This window comes from Massilia oculi (genome assembly GCF_017582745.1).
Lineage (GTDB): Bacteria > Pseudomonadota > Gammaproteobacteria > Burkholderiales > Burkholderiaceae_D > Telluria > Telluria oculi_A.
Genome location: NZ_JAFVIM010000009.1, coordinates 169,502 through 186,240, shown reverse-complemented (window position 1 = coordinate 186,240; position 16,739 = coordinate 169,502). Strand labels below are relative to the sequence as shown.

The 16,739-nt window shown below is 63.5% G+C and carries 18 protein-coding genes and 1 tRNA gene; 9 read left to right on the top strand and 10 right to left on the bottom strand.

All coding sequences use genetic code 11. The annotated features are described in order from the left end of the window. Positions 1-6 precede the first annotated feature (6 nt). Positions 7-201, bottom strand: coding sequence for a DUF1289 domain-containing protein (locus J3U95_RS13020; RefSeq protein ID WP_208279004.1), 195 nt, complete (start codon positions 199-201; stop codon positions 7-9). Positions 202-352: 151 nt separating this feature from the next. Between J3U95_RS13020 and J3U95_RS13015 the strand changes: the two genes are divergently transcribed. After that, positions 353-832, top strand: a complete 480-nt coding sequence (locus tag J3U95_RS13015) for a hypothetical protein (RefSeq protein ID WP_208279003.1) — start codon at positions 353-355, stop codon at positions 830-832. Between the two features lie 98 nt (positions 833-930). Next, positions 931-1,995: an extracellular catalytic domain type 1 short-chain-length polyhydroxyalkanoate depolymerase gene (locus J3U95_RS13010; RefSeq protein ID WP_208279002.1), complete on the top strand. Its 1,065-nt coding sequence runs from the start codon at positions 931-933 to the stop codon at positions 1,993-1,995. Between the two features lie 4 nt (positions 1,996-1,999). Here the strand turns inward: J3U95_RS13010 and J3U95_RS13005 are convergent, their stop codons facing one another. After that, on the bottom strand, positions 2,000-2,191 hold the full coding sequence (locus tag J3U95_RS13005) for a cysteine-rich CWC family protein (RefSeq protein WP_208279001.1): 192 nt from the start codon (positions 2,189-2,191) through the stop codon (positions 2,000-2,002). Between the two features lie 121 nt (positions 2,192-2,312). On the opposite strand from J3U95_RS13005, the gene argB reads away from it, so the two are divergent. The 5 genes from argB to pabB all read left to right on the top strand — a co-directional run bounded on the left by argB (position 2,313) and on the right by pabB (position 6,646). Then, the gene (gene argB / locus J3U95_RS13000) at positions 2,313-3,242 is read left to right on the top strand and encodes an acetylglutamate kinase (RefSeq protein WP_005664009.1); all 930 of its coding nucleotides are present in this window, start codon (positions 2,313-2,315) and stop codon (positions 3,240-3,242) included. A gap of 68 nt (positions 3,243-3,310) precedes the next feature. Then, a tRNA-Thr gene (locus J3U95_RS12995) sits at positions 3,311-3,385 on the top strand. A gap of 88 nt (positions 3,386-3,473) precedes the next feature. Then, the gene (locus J3U95_RS12990; RefSeq protein WP_208279000.1) at positions 3,474-4,232 is read left to right on the top strand and encodes a pyrimidine 5'-nucleotidase; all 759 of its coding nucleotides are present in this window, start codon (positions 3,474-3,476) and stop codon (positions 4,230-4,232) included. A 7-nt stretch (positions 4,233-4,239) separates the two neighbouring features. After that, positions 4,240-4,818 carry a nucleoid occlusion factor SlmA gene (gene slmA / locus J3U95_RS12985; protein ID WP_208278999.1) on the top strand — a complete coding sequence of 193 codons (579 nt, stop codon included), beginning with the start codon at positions 4,240-4,242 and terminating at the stop codon, positions 4,816-4,818. A gap of 10 nt (positions 4,819-4,828) precedes the next feature. Beyond that, positions 4,829-6,646: an aminodeoxychorismate synthase component I gene (pabB, locus tag J3U95_RS12980; RefSeq protein WP_208278998.1), complete on the top strand. Its 1,818-nt coding sequence runs from the start codon at positions 4,829-4,831 to the stop codon at positions 6,644-6,646. A gap of 193 nt (positions 6,647-6,839) precedes the next feature. Here the strand turns inward: pabB and J3U95_RS12975 are convergent, their stop codons facing one another. After that, complete coding sequence (locus tag J3U95_RS12975) at positions 6,840-7,451, bottom strand: OmpW/AlkL family protein (RefSeq protein ID WP_208278997.1); 612 nt, start codon at positions 7,449-7,451, stop codon at positions 6,840-6,842. Between the two features lie 174 nt (positions 7,452-7,625). On the opposite strand from J3U95_RS12975, the gene J3U95_RS12970 reads away from it, so the two are divergent. Beyond that, the gene (locus J3U95_RS12970) at positions 7,626-8,105 is read left to right on the top strand and encodes an acetyltransferase (RefSeq protein WP_208278996.1); all 480 of its coding nucleotides are present in this window, start codon (positions 7,626-7,628) and stop codon (positions 8,103-8,105) included. Here the strand turns inward: J3U95_RS12970 and J3U95_RS12965 are convergent. Continuing rightward, positions 8,056-8,640, bottom strand: coding sequence for a glutathione peroxidase (locus J3U95_RS12965; protein WP_229519815.1), 585 nt, complete (start codon positions 8,638-8,640; stop codon positions 8,056-8,058). The two genes, J3U95_RS12970 and J3U95_RS12965, sit on opposite strands and share 50 nt — an antisense overlap. A gap of 68 nt (positions 8,641-8,708) precedes the next feature. After that, the gene (locus J3U95_RS12960) at positions 8,709-9,131 is read right to left on the bottom strand and encodes a CoA-binding protein (RefSeq protein WP_208278995.1); all 423 of its coding nucleotides are present in this window, start codon (positions 9,129-9,131) and stop codon (positions 8,709-8,711) included. 111 nt (positions 9,132-9,242) lie between these two features. On the opposite strand from J3U95_RS12960, the gene J3U95_RS12955 reads away from it, so the two are divergent. Further along, entirely contained in the window at positions 9,243-9,869 is a 627-nt protein-coding gene (locus tag J3U95_RS12955) for a peptidoglycan recognition protein family protein (protein ID WP_208278994.1), read from the top strand. 36 nt (positions 9,870-9,905) lie between these two features. Here J3U95_RS12955 and J3U95_RS12950 read toward each other — a convergent pair whose 3' ends face one another. The 5 genes from J3U95_RS12950 to atpG form a co-directional block, all read right to left on the bottom strand. Continuing rightward, positions 9,906-11,585: a serine hydrolase gene (locus J3U95_RS12950; protein WP_208278993.1), complete on the bottom strand. Its 1,680-nt coding sequence runs from the start codon at positions 11,583-11,585 to the stop codon at positions 9,906-9,908. 79 nt (positions 11,586-11,664) lie between these two features. Next, positions 11,665-13,695 carry a DUF4214 domain-containing protein gene (locus tag J3U95_RS12945; RefSeq protein WP_208278992.1) on the bottom strand — a complete coding sequence of 677 codons (2,031 nt, stop codon included), beginning with the start codon at positions 13,693-13,695 and terminating at the stop codon, positions 11,665-11,667. Between the two features lie 120 nt (positions 13,696-13,815). Next, positions 13,816-14,238, bottom strand: coding sequence for a F0F1 ATP synthase subunit epsilon (locus tag J3U95_RS12940; RefSeq protein ID WP_208278991.1), 423 nt, complete (start codon positions 14,236-14,238; stop codon positions 13,816-13,818). A 156-nt stretch (positions 14,239-14,394) separates the two neighbouring features. Beyond that, positions 14,395-15,798: a F0F1 ATP synthase subunit beta gene (gene atpD, locus J3U95_RS12935; RefSeq protein ID WP_208278990.1), complete on the bottom strand. Its 1,404-nt coding sequence runs from the start codon at positions 15,796-15,798 to the stop codon at positions 14,395-14,397. 55 nt (positions 15,799-15,853) lie between these two features. Next, positions 15,854-16,729, bottom strand: a complete 876-nt coding sequence (gene atpG, locus J3U95_RS12930) for a F0F1 ATP synthase subunit gamma (protein ID WP_005664033.1) — start codon at positions 16,727-16,729, stop codon at positions 15,854-15,856. Positions 16,730-16,739 lie beyond the last annotated feature (10 nt).

Below are 16,739 nucleotides of genomic sequence, written 5' to 3'. Positions count from 1 at the left end.
GCGGCCTCAGTCGCCGAACAGCGTGGCTTCGCGGCGCCGGATCTCGGCCCAGATCGCGCGCTTCTCGTCATCGCTGGCATTGCGCCAGGCGCGGATCTCGTCGATCGTGCGCATGCAGCCCTGGCACAGGCCGGTTTCCGGGACCATCTTGCAGATATTGATGCAGGGCGAAGGGACGGGGGTTTGCAGTTCTGGAGCCATTGCCTGAAGCCTGACGTAGATGTGTCGGAGGCGGCATTATCGCGCGTCCGGCAGTCCAGCGCCGTTTTTGCTTGTGAGTCACTATACTCGTCAATACGCACTGTCCCTGGAACAGTGCCGCATCGATTAACTTGCTGCATGGAGGTGAACCATGAAAATTCGTTTCATCGTAATGACCGCCCTGCTGGGCATTTCCGCCACGGCCTCGAGCCAGGTGCTGTCGCCCGATGGCTACGGCAAGATCCAGTTCGGCCAGCGGCTCGACCAGGTCGAACGCAAGCTGGGCCAGCGCGCCACCCCACGGCCGCTCGATCCATCCTGCCCCATCGTCCGTTTCAAACGTTATCCACAGGTGAGCTTCAGGGTCGAGAACGGCATGATCGTGCGCGCCGACGCCAAGACGGTGGTGCGCAACAGCGCCGGGATCACGGCGCGCATGTCGGCCAAGGACGCTCTGCGCCACCAACCCGCGCTGCGCAGCGAACTTCACAAATACGACGAACAGGGCCAGGTCCTGGTCCTGCCCAAAGGCGAGAACAAAGCACTGATCTTCGAAGCCAGCAAGGGGAAGCTGACGACCATGCGTGCCGGCATCAAGCCGGCCGTCGACTATGTGGAAGGGTGTGGGTAAACAGTCGCATAAAAACTGCAGCAACAGCCGCTCGGCAACGTTTGACAGGTTGGTGTAAGCTCATGGCGTGAAATTGTGCACTGCACAAAAGGAATGTCATGAAACTTCACCGATTACTGCTGGCCCAGATGCGCGCCGCCACCCGCTCGCTGTGGCGAGCTGGACCGGCGGCGCCCGGCGCCGCGGTACAGCAGGCCCTCAAGAATGCAGCGGTCATGCAGCGCGTGGCCCAGCGCCAGATGCGCGACTTCGCCCCGCCTGCCGCACCAACGCCAGCACCGGCGCCAGCGCCTGTACAGCAGCCGCGCGCGCCCCGGCCCGGTCAATTCATCGACGGTCACCACGCCAACGTCGCCGGCCGCCGCGACTACAAGCTGTACGTGCCCGGCAGCGTGGCGAGCGCGCAGGCCGGCAGGCCGGCGCCGCTGCTGGTGATGCTGCACGGCTGCACCCAGGATCCGGACGACTTTGCCACCGGCACCCGGATGAACGTGCTGGCCGAAGAGATCGGCTGCCTGGTGCTGTATCCGGCGCAGAGCAAGGGCGCCAACCCCTCGCGCTGCTGGAACTGGTTCAATGCGGTCGACCAGCGCCGCGACGAAGGCGAGCCCTCGATCATCGCCGGCATGACGCGCGCGATCATGGACACCCATGCGGTCGACCCGGACCAGGTGTATGTCGCCGGCCTGTCCGCCGGCGGCGCGATGGCGACCATCATGGGCACGCTGTATCCCGACCTGTATGCCGCGGTGGGCGTGCATTCCGGCCTGCCCTTTGCCTCGGCCAACGACCTGTCGTCGGCGCTGGCGGCGATGAAGGGCGATTTCCGCCGCAGCACAACGAGCGGACAGCCGTTGCCGATCATCGTCTTCCACGGCGACCGCGACACCACCGTGCACCCGGCCAACGGCGAGGAACTGGTCGCGCAAGGCGCGCGCCACCTGGCCCGCCCCGGCATGGCCGAACCCGGCCACGTGCCGGACGGCCACGCCTACACGCGCACCCTGTATCCGGACGACGACGGCACGGTGCGTGCGGAACACTGGGTGGTGCATGGCGCCGGCCACGCCTGGTTCGGCGGCAATGCGCGCGGCAGCTATACGGACGGCAAGGGCCCGGATGCCAGCCGCGAGATGATGCGTTTCTTTCGTACGCGGCGCTGAGGTGTCAGCCGGCCTTCGGCGTCGTCGGCATGGGCTGCGCGGCGATATGGGCGCGCAAGCAGTCCGGGCACCAGCAGCCGAGCGCCTCTCGCGGCACGGCGACGGCCGGCGGCAGGGCCGTGCACCAGCACGGTTCTCGTGCGCCATCCGTCATCGCGCATCCAAATTCGGCGCCGCAGCGCGTGCAAATACTCATACCTGATAAAGTACCGATTGCTGCCATAAAATACAACAGGACGCCGCCCTTTCCCCGCAAGGTTTACGCTGCCTTTACGACATTGGCTGTAAAATCTCGCGACATTTATTTCGGACCCTCCATGAACGCTCAAGTGACCAGCCTCAAGACCGACGACCAACCTGACGACTTGACCGCCGTTTCGACGGCGCTGAAGGCACAGATCCTGGCCGAAGCGCTTCCCTACATCCGCAACTTCCACGGCAAGACCATCGTCATCAAATACGGCGGCAATGCCATGACCGACGAACGCCTGAAACACGGCTTCGCGCGCGACGTCATCCTGCTCAAGCTGGTGGGCATGAATCCGGTCGTGGTCCACGGCGGCGGCCCGCAGATCGACAATGCGCTGAAGAAAATTGGCAAGCAGGGCACCTTTGTGCAGGGCATGCGCATCACCGACGAAGAAACCATGGAAGTGGTGGAGTGGGTGCTGGGCGGCGAAGTTCAGCAAGATATCGTGATGCTGATTAACCACTACGGTGGCCAGGCAGTCGGCCTGACCGGCAAGGACGGCGGCCTGATCCGCGCACGCCGCATGGCGATGCCCGACAAGGAAAAACCAGGCGAGTTCCTCGACATCGGTTTCGTCGGCGAGATCGAGGCGATCAACCCGGCCGTCGTGAAAGCGCTGCAGGACGACGCCTTCATCCCGATCATCTCGCCGATCGGTTTCGGCCAGGACGGCCAGGCCTACAACATCAATGCCGACGTCGTCGCCGGCAAGATCGCGGAAATCCTGAAAGCCGAGAAGCTGATCATGATGACCAACATCGCCGGCGTGCAAGATAAAGCGGGCAATCTGGTGACCGACCTGTCGGCGCGCGAGATCGACGAGATGTTCGCGGACGGCACGATTTCGGGCGGCATGCTGCCGAAGATCTCGTCGGCGCTGGACGCCGCGAAATCGGGCGTGAACACCGTCCACATCATCGATGGCCGCATCGAACACTCATTGTTGCTCGAAGTCTTGACCGAACAGGCTTTTGGCACTATGATCCGGTCTCACTAATTTTTTTGTGACGGGGAAACCCCCACAAAGAATGTCGTTACGGTGGGCATTGCCCACCGCATCTACCCGCCCTTGTAGCTCAGTGGTAGAGCACTCCCTTGGTAAGGGAGAGGCCACGTGTTCAATCCACGTCAAGGGCACCATCTCCCCTCCCCTGTTTTACCTTGCGCCCTGACGTCGTCATGCGCCGCTGGCATAATCGCGTGTTGCATTCTTTGCGAGCCGATTACTGTGTCTACTTCTTCCCTCCAAGCCCCGGTCTGGCTGTTCGACCTCGATAACACCCTGCACGACGCCTCGCACGCGATCTTCCCGGCGATCAGCGCCAATATGAACACGTATATCGCGCGCGTGCTGAGCACCGATGGCGTGCCGGCCACGCAAGAGATGGTCGATGCCGCGCGCCTGGGCTACTGGAAGCGCTACGGCGCCACCCTGCTCGGCATGATGCGCCACCACCAGGTGTGCGCAAAGGATTTCCTGCACCAGACCCACGACATCGGCCCGCTCGACGCCCTGTTGCGCGCCGAACGCGGCCTGGCGCGCCTGCTGCGTCGTCTTCCTGGCCGCAAGATCTTGCTGACCAATGCGCCGAACAGCTATTCGACCGAGATCGTGCGCCGTCTGAAATTGCACAATCACTTTTCGCACCATGTGGCGATCGAGCACATGCACGTGCACGGGCAGTTGCGGCCGAAGCCGTCGAAGCTGATGCTGCGCCGCCTGTTGCGCAAATACGGCATCGCGGCCCAGCGCTGCATCCTGGTCGAAGACACGCTGGCCAACCTGCGCACCGCGCGCCAGCTGGGCCTGCGCACCGTCTGGGTCACGCAATACCTGCGTCACACGGCGCGGATGAGCGATCCGATTGGAAAAGCGCCCCTGCCGAGGACCCTGAAATGCCCCGGTTACGTCAATGTCAAAGTAAAATCCGTGCGGCAACTTCCGACGCGGCTCTCCGGGCTGCGCCGCTCCAATAACAACTCCTAGGGATCCCATGGCAAGCACGAAGCCAGGCCAGCGCAAGCTGCAAATCCTCCAGGCCCTGGCCTCGATGCTCGAGCAGCCCAAGGGCGAGAAAATCACGACCGCCGCGCTCGCGGCGCGCCTGTCGGTGTCCGAAGCGGCGCTGTACCGCCATTTCGCCAGCAAGGCGCAGATGTACGAGGGACTGATCGAGTTCATCGAGTCGTCGGTGTTCGGCGTGATCAACCAGATCACCGAGAAAGAAGACAGCGGCCTGACGCAGGCGCACGCGATGCTGCAGATGCTGCTCGGCTTCGCGGCCAACAACCCGGGCATGACGCGGGTGCTGATCGGCGACGCGCTGGTCAATGAGGACGAGCGCCTGCAACTGCGCATGAACGGGTTCTACGACAAGGTCGAACTGGCCTTCAAGGGCGCGCTGCGCCTGGCCGTCACGCAGGGACACGGCCAGGAAGCCGACGTCGCCGCGCGCGCCAGCCTGCTGGTGAACTACGTCACCGGCCGCTGGCACCGCTTCGCAAAGACGGGCTTCAAGCTCAATCCGACCGAAGGCACGTCGCTCCAGCTGTCCCTGCTGCTGGCGGCGTAAAATCCGAAGGATGGATACCGGCGAAGTCTTCGCGCTGCTGGACGATGCCCGCGCGGCTAGGGAGGCTCGCTCGCGCCTGTACAGCGGCCATGCGGGCACGCTGACGTGCGAGGACGCGGCCGGCTGGCCGCGGCTGGTGGCGGCGCTGTCGCAGGCGCTGCAGGACGGCCTGCATGCCGTGCCGCTGCTGAGCTATGAACTGGGTGCGCACCTGGAGGGCCTGCCGGCCCGGCCGCTCGCCGGCCCGCTGGCGCAGGTGCTGCTGTTCACCCACTGCGAGGCCATGACGGGCGAGCAGGTGGCGTCATGGCTGGCAACGCGCAGCATGGACCTCGAGCCGGCCGGCGTCGCCGGCATCGCCGCGAATGTCGATGAAGCGCAGTTCACCGAAGCGATCGACCGCATCCGTGAATACATCGCGGCCGGCGACACCTACCAGGTCAACTACACCTGGCGGCTGCGCTTCGACGCCTTCGGTTCGCTGCTCGCCCTGTACACGCGCCTGCGCGCGCGCCAGCCGGTGCCGTATGGCGCGCTGGTGACACTGCCGGACGGCGGCGCCGTGCTGTCGTTCTCGCCCGAGCTGTTCGTGCGCCATGAAGCGGGCATGCTGGTGGCGCGGCCGATGAAGGGCACGGCGCCGGCCAGCGGCGAAGTCGATATCGACGCCGCGCGTGCCCAGGCCCTCGCGCAGGACACCAAGAACCGCGCCGAGAACCTGATGATCGTCGACCTGCTGCGCAACGACCTGGGCCGCGTGGCGCAGACCGGCAGCGTCGAGGTGCCGGCCCTGTTCGAGGTGCAGCGCTATGGTGCCGTGCTTCAGATGACGTCGACGGTGCAGGCGCGCATGCGCTTTGACGCCGGCCTGGAAGATATCTTCAAGGCCTTGTACCCGTGCGGCTCGATCACCGGCGCGCCGAAGCGGCGCACGATGGAGATCATCCACGAGCTCGAGCCCGACGCACGCGGCATCTATACCGGCGCGATCGGCTGGTTCGATCCGGCGCCACCCGGCCGCCCGTATGGCGACTTCTGCCTGTCGGTGCCGATCCGGACGCTGGCGCTCGGCGCGCCGGTGGATGGCATCCGGCGCGGAGAGCTGGGCGTCGGCGCCGGCATCGTCCACGACAGCGATGCGCAATCCGAATACGCCGAGTGCCAGCTGAAGGCGCGTTTCCTCACGGGCCTGCACAACGAGTTCACCATCTTCGAGACCATCCGCGCCTCGCGCGAGCATGGCTGCCGCCATCTGGAACAGCATCTTGACCGCCTGGCCGCGTCCTGCGCCTATTTCGGCTTTGCCTTCGACCGCGGCGCAGCGCATGTGGCGCTGCTGGAAGCCAGCCAGGCCCTGCCCTCCGATGCGCTGCACCGCCTGCGCCTGGCGGTGGACCATGCCGGCGCGCTGACGCTGACGTCCGGCGAGCTGGCGCCCTTGCACGAGCCGGTGACCTTGCTGCTGGCCCAGGAGCCGACGCACAGCGGCGACGTCTTCCTGCGCCACAAGACGAGCATCCGCGGCCGCTACGACGCGGCCTGGAAGGCGGCCGAGGCGCAAGGCGCCTTCGATATGCTGTTCTTCAACGAGCGGGGGGAGTTGACGGAAGGGGGACGCAGCAGCGTATTCCTGCGCTTCGGCGAAGAATGGCTCACGCCGCCGCTGTCGTCCGGCGTGCTGCCGGGCGTGATGCGCGGCGTGATGCTGGCCGCGCCCGCGTGGCATGCGCGCGAAGCCGTGATCACGCGAGAGATGCTGGCGCAGGCCGACGACATCGTCGTCTGCAACGCCCTGCGCGGGCCGCTGCGCGCGGTGCTCGCGACTTGAGGCGTGCGCCGTGTACAAGGCGTGGGTCGCGCCCCGCCCTTTCCCATGCTCGATACTTTTGCTGGAAGCTCGCCCATGGAAACGGGCAGGACGCGATCACGCGCAAGAGGTGGAGAGGCTCATACTGCTTGACGGCATATGCATGGTCCTCTCCGCGCCGGCCCGCGTGTCGCGGACCGGCGTGAACTGAAGCCTAGAAGCGGTAGCCGACGCCCAGGCCGAACAGCACCGGATCGACCTTCAGGTGGCTGGCGTTGGCGCCGCCGACGTACACGTCGCTGCGCAGGTTGACCTTCTTGACGTCGGCATTGATCGACCAGTGTTCGTTCAGGCGGAAGTCGACGCCGGCCTGCAGCGACAAGCCCCAGCTATCGTTTTCCAGATCGCCGGCGCCGTCGAGCAGCTTGACGCTCGACATGCGGGTGTAGTTCACACCGACGCCGACATAGGGGCTGAAGGTCGCGCCGGGAGTGAAGTGGTATTGCAGGTTCAGGGTCGGCGGCAGGTGCTTGAAGGTGCCGATCTCGGCGCCGTCCAGGCGGGCCTTGTGCTTCTGTGGATAAGTCAGGATCAGTTCGGCCGCGATGTGCGGGGTGAAGAAATAGCTGATGTCCAGCTCGGGAATGGTCTTCGTGCTCACTTCGAGGCGGTCCGCCGCGCCGACGCCGGCGATCGGGGTCGATTTGTTGTCCGGGTCGACGTACACGGCGCGGGCGCGCACCAGCCATGGGGATTCCTGGGCCATCGCTTGCGAAGCGCTCAAGGCGATCAGGGCCACCAGCACGGTTTTCATCGTCGTTTTCATCTTTTTCTTACCTTTCTTCGTTTTATGTCATCTGCGACGAAGGTAAGCTTATTGATGTGGGGAAAAACAAACTATGATCTACATCAAAATGACCATGCTATTAGTGTGGTTTATAAAACGCCTATCTCCTAGGTTATATCTCTGAGACGAAAGAAACATTCGGAAGGAACCACCATGCGAAGCATCACCATCGCCGCGAACGACGACCTCCCACGCCTGTTCGACATCTGGGAAGCGTCCGTGCAAGCGACCCACGACTTCCTGCATCCGGACGATTTCCTGCTGCTGGTGCCGATCGTGGAGCGCACCTTGCGCGAGTTCACGCCGCTGCATTGCGTGCGCGACGAGACCGGCCAGCCCTGCGCCTTCATCGGCGTGAGCGGGGGCATGATCGAGATGCTGTTCGTCGATCCGCAGCACCGCGGCAAGGGCGCCGGACGGGCCCTGGTGGAGTTCGCGATCGCGCAATTGAAAGCCACGCAGGTGGACGTCAATGAGCAGAACCGGCAGGCGCTCGGCTTCTACGAGCGCATGGGCTTCGCGGTGGCGGGACGGTCGGAGCAGGACCCGTTCGGCAAGCCCTATCCGATCCTCCATCTGGAGCTTACAGAGCCGCTTCGATCTTCCCGGTCAGTTGAGGATCTTCCGGCGTGACCTTGCTCGGGAAGTAGTCGAGCACCTTGCCGTCACGGCCGATCAGGTATTTGGTGAAGTTCCACTTCGGTTCCTGGCCGGTGGCCTTGATCAGCTGCGCATGCAGCGGATTGGCTTGCGGGCCTTTCACCGAGCTCTTGGCGAACATCGGGAACTTGACGCCATAGGTGTTGAAGCACAGGTCGGCGATTTCCTTGGCGCTGCCCGGTTCCTGCTGGCCGAAGTCGTTCGACGGGAAGCCCAGGATCACGAAGCCGCGGCCGCCGTACTTGGCGTAGATTTTCTCGAGACCTTCGTACTGCTTGGTGAAGCCGCAGTAGCTGGCCGTGTTCACCACCAGCACGACCTTGCCGGCGTACTGGCAAAGGTCTTGCGGCGCTTCGTCCTGCAGGCGCTTGAAGCTGTGCTTGAGCACGGCCGGGCAGGCGGCCGGACTCTTGGTCAGCGCGGCGACCGGCGCGGCCTGCGCGCGTGCCGGCTGGGTGACACTGACAGCAGCCGTGGCGGCGAGCAGCAGGGCGATGGTCTTGATCATGGTGTGGTATTGACGGGGTTAAGGTGCGTCGATTGTAGCGCAAGCCTGGCCACCGTAGACCGCGCCGTTTACCCTTCCAGGTTGCGGTGCTCGATCTTGATGCAGTGGTTCATGACCACATCGAGCCCGGCGGCGCGCGCCAGGTCGGCGGCGGCCTGGTTCTCGATGTCGAGCTGCATCCACAGGCAGCCGGCGCGCACGGCGATCGCGTCGCGCGCGATCGGCCCGATGTCTTCGGATTTGCGGAAGCAGTCGACGATGTCGATGCGCTGGCCGCTGCCGGCGAGGGCGTCGGCCGCGTCCTGCAAGGTGGCGTACACCGTCTCGCCGTGGATGGTCTGGCCGGCATAGCTCGGGTTGACGGGCAGGATGCGGTAGCCATTCTGCTGCAAGTAGGCGCCCACTTCATTGCTGGCGCGGTCTTCTTTATTCGACATGCCGACGATGGCGATGGTCTTGCTGTCGCGGAGGATCTGGGCGATGGTTTTCATGCTGTTTCATGACGTTGTTATCGTTGGATCCAGCTTATCAGGTTTGTATGCTCTGGCGTTGCACGGTCAAACGTGGAAAGATGACGGCTCATCCATCCTGAATAGCTGCCCATGAGCCTAGCACCTGTTTCGCGTTTCGCCGCCTTTCTTGCGCTGGCCTGTTCGTTCGCCGGTGCGCATGGCGCCGAATCCCTGCACGACGTCGAACGCGCCATCGTGCCGGTCGCCAGCTGGGGCGGCACGCCGTCCATCGATGCGAAGGCGCGCCGCCACCGCATCACCCATATCACACTGCACCACCAGGGCGAGCCGTTCAAGCCGGGGACCGATCCGCAAGCCTATCTGCGCCGCCTCCAGACGTGGTCGCGCGCCGAGAAAGGCTGGCTCGACATCCCCTATCACTACGTGATCGACCTGGAAGGCCGCATCTACGGCGCGCGCGACATCGCCTATGCCGGCGACACCAATACCGAATACGACCCGAAGGGACATGCGCTGATCGAGGTGGTCGGCAATTTCGAGGAGGTGGAGCCGAACCAGCAGCAGCTCGATGCGGTGGTGAGCTTGATGGCCATGCTGGCGGATAAATACCAGGTCTCGCTGGACGACATCCAGAGCCACCGCGATTACTCGGACAAGACCGTGTGCCCGGGCGAGAACCTGTACCGCTACGTGAAGGACGATTATTTCAGGCACAAGGTGGCCTTGCGCCTGGCGCAGGAGCAGGCCGCGAAGTGAGCCGCGGCCTGCTCATTTAGCACTCTCAGTTAGCGCTTACTGCACGCGCGTGCCAGGTGTAGCCTGGCCGTTCTGGTGCAACACGACCACCGGCGCGCCATCGGCGCCCTTCTCGAACCGGAGTTCGGCATTCACGTCGCGCGAGAAGAACACGTCTTCGCTGGCCGGGAAGATCTCGATCTTCCGCTGTCCGGTCGCCTGCGCATAATAGCGTTCGCCCTCGCGGCTCACCGTGATCGTGAACTGCGGCGCGAGCTGGTAGGCGCCGGCGCGCGCGTCGAAGCCGGCGTTATCGATCTTGACCGCCTCGCGTTCGGCCGGCGCATCGCCAATGCGCTCGTTGCGCGTCCGCTCGCCTGCGTTGTCGACCGTGACGTGGCTGACCTTGCCCTGCGCATCACGCCCGAACTCGAAGCGCGCCAGCGTCCCTGGGAAGAAGAAGCCATCCTTCGAATACGGCGTCAGGGCGGCCGGCGAGCGGTCGCCGCGCGCCATCATGAGCTTGCCGTCGCGGCTGGTGAAGGTGCGCTTTTCCTTGCCGTCGATATCGTAGACACCCGTGAATGCATCGAGGGACTTGGCATCGAGCTTGAATTCCTTCAGCTCCATGAACGGCTTGCCGATTGCCAGCGCCGCCGCCTTCTTGGCCAGCACCTCGGGATTGGCATTGCCGCTGTCGGCATTGGCCAGCACCGCCACGAACACCTTCTGCTCCGGCAAACGCAGCGCATAGGTGCGGAAGCCATTGATGCCGCCACCGTGCTCGACCACCGGCGCGCCCTGCAGGGTGCCCACGCCCCAGCCGTAACCGTAGCCGGTCGACTTCTCCGGGTTCAGCTTGTAGGGCGTGAAGGCCATCTTCCAGCTCGCGGGTTTCAGCAGCTTGCCGGAGGCGATGGCGGCATCCCATTTCGCCAGGTCGTCCACGGTCGACACCAGCGCGCCGGCCGCATACGGCTGGCTCATGGACAGGGGCTGCGCCGGCGCGAATCCCTTCTCCTGCGCGCTGTAGCCGGTCGCGCGCGGAGCGCTCGAACGCTCGACGCCCTCGTAGGCGGTGTCCTTCATGCCCAGCGGCGTAAAGATGCGCTGCTCGAGGAAGCTGGCGTAGCTCGTGCCCGACACCCGCTCGATGATCGCGCCGAGCAGGAAGTAGCCGCTATTGTTGTAGCGGAATTGGGTGCCGGGTTCGAACTCGAGCGGATCGTTCCTGAAGCCGTCGATCATCTGGGCGACGGTGAAGTCCTTCCCCATCGTCGCCACATAGCCCGACTTGCCGGTATAGCTGACGATGCCCGAGGTATGGGTCAGCAGGTGCTCGACGGTGATGACCTTGCCGCCGGTAGGATAGTTGGGGAAGAAGCGAGTGATCGGATCGTTCAGGGCCAGCTTGCCCTCCTCGGCCAGCATCAGGATCGCCACCGCCGTGAACTGCTTGGTGATCGAACCGAGGCGCAGCACGGTGCCGGGCGTCAGCGGCGTCTTCGCGGCCACGTCGGCGGCGCCGTAGGCCTTCCTGAACACCGTCTTCCCGTTTTTGACCACGATCACCGTGGCGCCGGGGTCGTCCGCCTTGTACTGGGGCTTGAACAGCGCGTCGAGCTTGCCGGCCAGCGGCTGCGCAGCAGAGGCCTTGGTGGCCGGCTGCTGCGCTTGCGCGAGCACGGGATTCGACAGCAGGATGACAGCAACAGCGACGGCGGAGAGTTTCAGCATGACGGCTACCCTTCTTGACGAGTTGTGATTCTGTTACTGTACCCCTACTGGACCGACTGCGGCCGGCTTCAGTCAAAATTCAGCCTACGTACGGCGTATAGGCGATGCCATGTCCGATGGTGACGATCAGCGCGTCCTGGTTTTCCGGAGATTCGCTGAAGCTCTGCAGCACCTGGGCACGCGACAGCCCGTCCTGCTCCATCGCCCCGATCCAGTAGTCGCGCCCCGCGGCATCGGGTGCGCGGTGCAGCACGTGCTGGTACATCTTGTCGACCAGTTGGCCGTTGTCCGGATTCGCGCCGAACACGGCCTTGAATTCCAGTGAGTCGACGAAGTGCCGCGCCACCTGGTCCAGCGCCATCCCGCCCGACATGCGGGAGATCCAGTAGCCAAGGCCTTCCAGATCGGGCTTGCGGTCAAAGGCTGCCTGATAGATGCGGAAGGCCTGGGCCGCGATGCCATCTGTGTCGAAGGTGACGTCGGCATCGGCGAATTGCAGGTGTTCGATGTCGTGCAGGTAGCTGATGCTTCCGTCCTTGGCCTTCACCTCGTGGCGCCAGGTGGTCTTGTTAAGGGTGTAGTCCTTCACCGAGCCGGCGAAGCGGGCAATGTCGAAGCCGGCGTCGCCGTACAGCGTATCGGCGCCGCCTGCGCCGTCGAGGATATCGTTGCCGTCGCCGCCGCGCAGGACATTGGTCCCCGCCGTGCCGCGGATCAGGTTATCCAGTGCGTTGCCGGTGGCATTGCGCGCTGCGCCGGTCAGCTGGAGGTTTTCGACATTATCGGGCAGTGTGTAGTTGTCGAGCGACGTAATGACGGTATCGGTTCCCTGCCCTGCATATTCGACGACGATGTCGCCGCGGTGATTCACCTCGTAGGTGTCATTGCCCAGGGCGCCGGCCAGCGTGTCGGCGCCGGTAGTGCCGACATGGCGTCCGTCGATGGCGACAGTGGTGAACTCGGGACGCGGCGCCACGAAGGTGTGGAATACGGGGTGCAGCGTCGGCAGGTCTTCCATCTTCGCGCCCATATAGGCAACCATGGAGCCATCGGCCGAGATTTCGGCCGATGAGTAGCCGACGAGGACGACTTCCGGCGCGCGGTTGATCAGGCCGATACCTCCGGTATGCACGTCCTTCACGTAAAGGTTGGCGTGATAAGGCCGGGCACCGTCAACGCCCATATCGGCGAAGGTTTCCAGCGTCACGTAGCGGCCATCGGCCGAGATGCTGTACACCGTGGCATGATCGACCGGCCGGCCGGCGGCATCCTCGGATACACGCACGATCGCGCCGGTGACCAGGTCCTTGACGTAGACGGCGGAGATGGTGCTGGCGCCATCGGGCACCAGGTTGGTCGCGTTCGATTCGAAGGTCACGTAGCGGCCGTTGGCCGACAGCGCCGACCTGAAGATATAGCCATCGCCGATGACGCCGGCGGTGTTCGATTGCACGGCCACGGTCCTGCCAGTGAGCATATCGTGGACGAAGTGGTCGGTCCGCTCGTTGGTATCGCCAGGAATGACGTTCGACGCATAGCTCTCGAACATGATCATGCGGCCATCGTCCGACACGCCCAGGGCATAGGGCTTGCCCTCGTTCAGGGTCTTGTTCAGCGCATCGACGGTGCGCGTCTCGCCGGTCAACCGGTCGCGCAATTGCAGGGTTCCGTAATATGCTCCTGGAAGCGCTTCGGTGTCGGCCAGGGAATAACGGCCATTGTTCGAAACGGCACCGGCGTAAGGATTCGGGTCTCCCGCAGCACCCGTGCCCAGCGGTGGCGCGAGCGAGGTCTGACCGGTCACGAGATTCGTCGCGTATGCAGCATAGACGGCGGCCTCGTCCCTGGCCTCGAAGAACACCTGGCCCATCTCCCAATTGGCGCCGAGGAAGTGCGGATATTCATTGCCGCCACCAGCGGGTGGGCGCAGCGGCACCACGCTGCCATCGGCCAGATCGAGCACGACCATGCCCTTGGTGTAGTCGCTGCCGCCGATGAATTCGGTGGCGCCCTCGACCCAGACCACTAGCCAACGGCCATCGGGCGACAGATAGGGACGCGTGGCGTATTGCGGAACGGTCAGGACATGGGTGAGCGAGGTGATCGCCATAGGAAAAGGCTCGGCTGAATGAAAGGATGTAAATATACCAAACAGACAAGCTTAATTTTCATTCAGCAATAAAAAAAGGCAGCCCGCAGGCTGCCTCTTTGATTGCCGAGCTTGTTCAGCTCAACGGCCTTTCGACCGCAGCTTCTGGATCGCCGCCAGCTGCGCGACCGCCGCGGCCATTTCGGCCTGGGCTTTCGCGTAGTCGATGTTCGAATCCTTGTTCAGCATCAGCTCTTCAGCCTGTTTCTTGGCTGCGTTTGCTTTCGCTTCGTCCAGGTCGCCACCGCGGATCGCGGTGTCGGCCAGCACGGTCACGCCGTTCGGCTGCACTTCGAGGATACCGCCGGCTACGAAGACGAACTCTTCGCCGCCGCCGGCCACCTGGATGCGCACGGCGCCCGGGCGGATGCGCGTGATCAAGGGGGTGTGCTTCGGGTAGATACCCAGCTCACCCGCTTCACCCGGCAACGCGACGAATTCGGCCTGGCCGGAGAAGATCTGCTCTTCGGCCGAGACTACGTCAACGAGAAATGTGTTTGCCATGTGTTTCCTTCAGTTTGAACGAAGAACCCGACTGCGGGATATCTCGAATAACCTGCTGCGCGTTGCAGTTTCAGGCTGCGATGCTCGCTGTACTAACGTACAGCTGCGCTTCTCGCCCGAAACTGCGGCCGCTCGCGACGGTTCTTCGAGATCCCCTTAGGCAGCCAGTTTCTTGGCTTTCTCGATTGCCTCTTCGATCGTGCCGACCATGTAGAACGCTTGCTCCGGCAGGTGATCCAGTTCGCCCGATGCGATCATCTTGAAGCCCTTGATCGTGTCTTTCAGCGAAACGTACTTGCCTGGGGCGCCGGTGAAGACTTCAGCGACGTGGAACGGCTGCGACAGGAAACGCTGCATCTTACGTGCACGAGCGACGACCAGCTTGTCTTCTGGCGCCAGTTCGTCCATGCCCAGAATCGCGATGATGTCACGCAGTTCCTTGTAGCGCTGCAGGGTGCCCTGCACGGCGCGCGCGGTCAAGTAGTGCTCTTCGCCGACGACCAGCGGGTCCAGCTGGCGCGAGGTCGAATCGAGTGGGTCGACCGCAGGGTAGATACCCAGCGAAGCGATGTCACGCGACAGAACGACGGTCGAGTCCAGGTGAGCGAAGGTGGTTGCAGGCGACGGGTCGGTCAAGTCATCCGCAGGGACGTAGACGGCCTGGATCGAGGTGATCGAACCGGTCTTGGTCGAGGTGATGCGCTCTTGCAGGCGGCCCATCTCTTCGGCCAGGGTAGGCTGGTAGCCCACTGCCGATGGCATACGGCCCAGCAGTGCCGAGACTTCGGTACCGGCCAGGGTGTAGCGGTAGATGTTGTCGACGAAGAACAGGACGTCCTTGCCTTCGTCACGGAACGCTTCCGCCATGGTCAGGCCGGTCAGCGCGACGCGCAGACGGTTGCCTGGTGGTTCGTTCATCTGACCGTAGACCATCGCCACTTTCGAGTTGGCTGGGTTTTCCAGGTCGACGACTTTTGCATCGGCCATCTCGTGGTAGAAGTCGTTACCTTCACGGGTACGCTCACCCACGCCGGCGAACACGGACAGACCCGAGTGTGCCTTGGCGATGTTGTTGATCAGTTCCATCATGTTGACGGTCTTGCCGACGCCGGCGCCGCCGAACAGGCCGACTTTACCGCCTTTGGCGAACGGGCAGACCAGGTCGATGACCTTGATGCCGGTTTCCAGCAGGTCGGTCGACGGCGACAGCTCGTCGTAGGCCGGCGCATCGCGGTGGATCGACGCCATGCGCTCATGGCTGACCGGACCGCATTCGTCGATCGGGTTGCCCAGCACGTCCATGATACGGCCCAGGGTCGGCACGCCGACTGGAACCATGATCGGATTGCCGGTGTTCTGGATCATCATGCCGCGACGCAGGCCTTCCGAGCTGCCCAGAGCAATGGTACGGACCACGCCGTCGCCCAGCTGTTGCTGGACTTCCAGGGTCAGTTCGGAGCCTTCCATTTTCAGTGCGTCGTACACTTTCGGCATGGCGTTACGTGGGAATTCCACGTCAACCACGGCGCCGATACACTGAACGATTTTGCCATCAGCCATGTTCGTTCCTTCAGATATATAGTTAGATTCTTTTACTTGATCGCTGGGCGCGGCCTTAGACGGCTGCGGCACCCGACACGATCTCGGAGAGTTCTTTGGTAATCGCAGCCTGGCGGGTCTTGTTGTAGACCAGCTTCAGGTCGCTGATGACACTGCCGGCGTTATCGCTCGCGGCCTTCATCGCGACCATGCGCGCCGATTGTTCCGACGCCAGGTTTTCCGCCACTGCCTGGTATACCAGCGCTTCCACATAACGCACCAGCAGCTCGTCGATGACGACTTGCGCTTCCGGTTCGTAGATGTAGTCCCAGCTGTGGGCACCTGCATCGGCTTCCAGCGCTTTCGCCGGCAGCGGGAGCAGTTGCTCGACCATCGTTTCCTGCTTCATCGTGTTGATGAACTTGGTGTAGCACAGGTAGACGGCATCGAGCTTGCCTTCCTGGTACGCGTCCAGCATCACTTTGACCGGTCCGATCAGCTTGTCCAGTTGCGGTGCATCGCCCAGCTGGGTCGCTTGCGACACCAGTTTCATGCCGACGCGGTTCAGGAAGCCCAGGCCCTTGTTGCCGATGGCGACTGCCTCGACACGGTTGCCCAGCTGCTCCTGCTCACGCGCCTTCTGCGTTACCTGGCGCAGGATGTTGGTGTTCATGCCGCCGCACAGACCCTTGTCGGTCGTGATGACGATGAAACCCACTGCCTTTGCCGACACGCCCTTGGCTTGCGCCATGAATGCGTGCGTGTACTCCGGGTTTGCGTTGGCCAGATTGGCGGTGATGTTACGAACCTTGTCACTGTAGGGACGAGCGGCGCGCATGCGATCCTGCGCCTTGCGCATTTTCGATGCGGCGACCATTTCCATCGCCTTGGTGATCTTCTTCGTATTCTCTACGCTCTTGATCTTGCCACGAATCTCTTTGCCTGCTGCCATGAGTCCTTAC

What these genes read in the sequence shown, in the direction of transcription:
- J3U95_RS12940 (WP_208278991.1), bottom strand. Translation starts at nt 14,238, where the DNA reads ATGGCAAACACATTTCTCGTTGACGTAGTCTCGGCCGAAGAGCAGATC.
- J3U95_RS12975 (WP_208278997.1), bottom strand. Translation starts at nt 7,451, where the DNA reads ATGAAAACGACGATGAAAACCGTGCTGGTGGCCCTGATCGCCTTGAGC.
- atpD (WP_208278990.1), bottom strand. Translation starts at nt 15,798, where the DNA reads ATGGCTGATGGCAAAATCGTTCAGTGTATCGGCGCCGTGGTTGACGTG.
- J3U95_RS12950 (WP_208278993.1), bottom strand. Translation starts at nt 11,585, where the DNA reads ATGCTGAAACTCTCCGCCGTCGCTGTTGCTGTCATCCTGCTGTCGAAT.
- argB (WP_005664009.1), top strand. Translation starts at nt 2,313, where the DNA reads ATGAACGCTCAAGTGACCAGCCTCAAGACCGACGACCAACCTGACGAC.
- slmA (WP_208278999.1), top strand. Translation starts at nt 4,240, where the DNA reads ATGGCAAGCACGAAGCCAGGCCAGCGCAAGCTGCAAATCCTCCAGGCC.
- J3U95_RS12960 (WP_208278995.1), bottom strand. Translation starts at nt 9,131, where the DNA reads ATGAAAACCATCGCCCAGATCCTCCGCGACAGCAAGACCATCGCCATC.
- J3U95_RS12965 (WP_229519815.1), bottom strand. Translation starts at nt 8,640, where the DNA reads ATGATCAAGACCATCGCCCTGCTGCTCGCCGCCACGGCTGCTGTCAGT.
- J3U95_RS12945 (WP_208278992.1), bottom strand. Translation starts at nt 13,695, where the DNA reads ATGGCGATCACCTCGCTCACCCATGTCCTGACCGTTCCGCAATACGCC.
- atpG (WP_005664033.1), bottom strand. Translation starts at nt 16,729, where the DNA reads ATGGCAGCAGGCAAAGAGATTCGTGGCAAGATCAAGAGCGTAGAGAAT.
- J3U95_RS12955 (WP_208278994.1), top strand. Translation starts at nt 9,243, where the DNA reads ATGAGCCTAGCACCTGTTTCGCGTTTCGCCGCCTTTCTTGCGCTGGCC.
- J3U95_RS13010 (WP_208279002.1), top strand. Translation starts at nt 931, where the DNA reads ATGAAACTTCACCGATTACTGCTGGCCCAGATGCGCGCCGCCACCCGC.
- pabB (WP_208278998.1), top strand. Translation starts at nt 4,829, where the DNA reads ATGGATACCGGCGAAGTCTTCGCGCTGCTGGACGATGCCCGCGCGGCT.
- J3U95_RS13005 (WP_208279001.1), bottom strand. Translation starts at nt 2,191, where the DNA reads ATGAGTATTTGCACGCGCTGCGGCGCCGAATTTGGATGCGCGATGACG.
- J3U95_RS12970 (WP_208278996.1), top strand. Translation starts at nt 7,626, where the DNA reads ATGCGAAGCATCACCATCGCCGCGAACGACGACCTCCCACGCCTGTTC.
- J3U95_RS13020 (WP_208279004.1), bottom strand. Translation starts at nt 201, where the DNA reads ATGGCTCCAGAACTGCAAACCCCCGTCCCTTCGCCCTGCATCAATATC.
- J3U95_RS13015 (WP_208279003.1), top strand. Translation starts at nt 353, where the DNA reads ATGAAAATTCGTTTCATCGTAATGACCGCCCTGCTGGGCATTTCCGCC.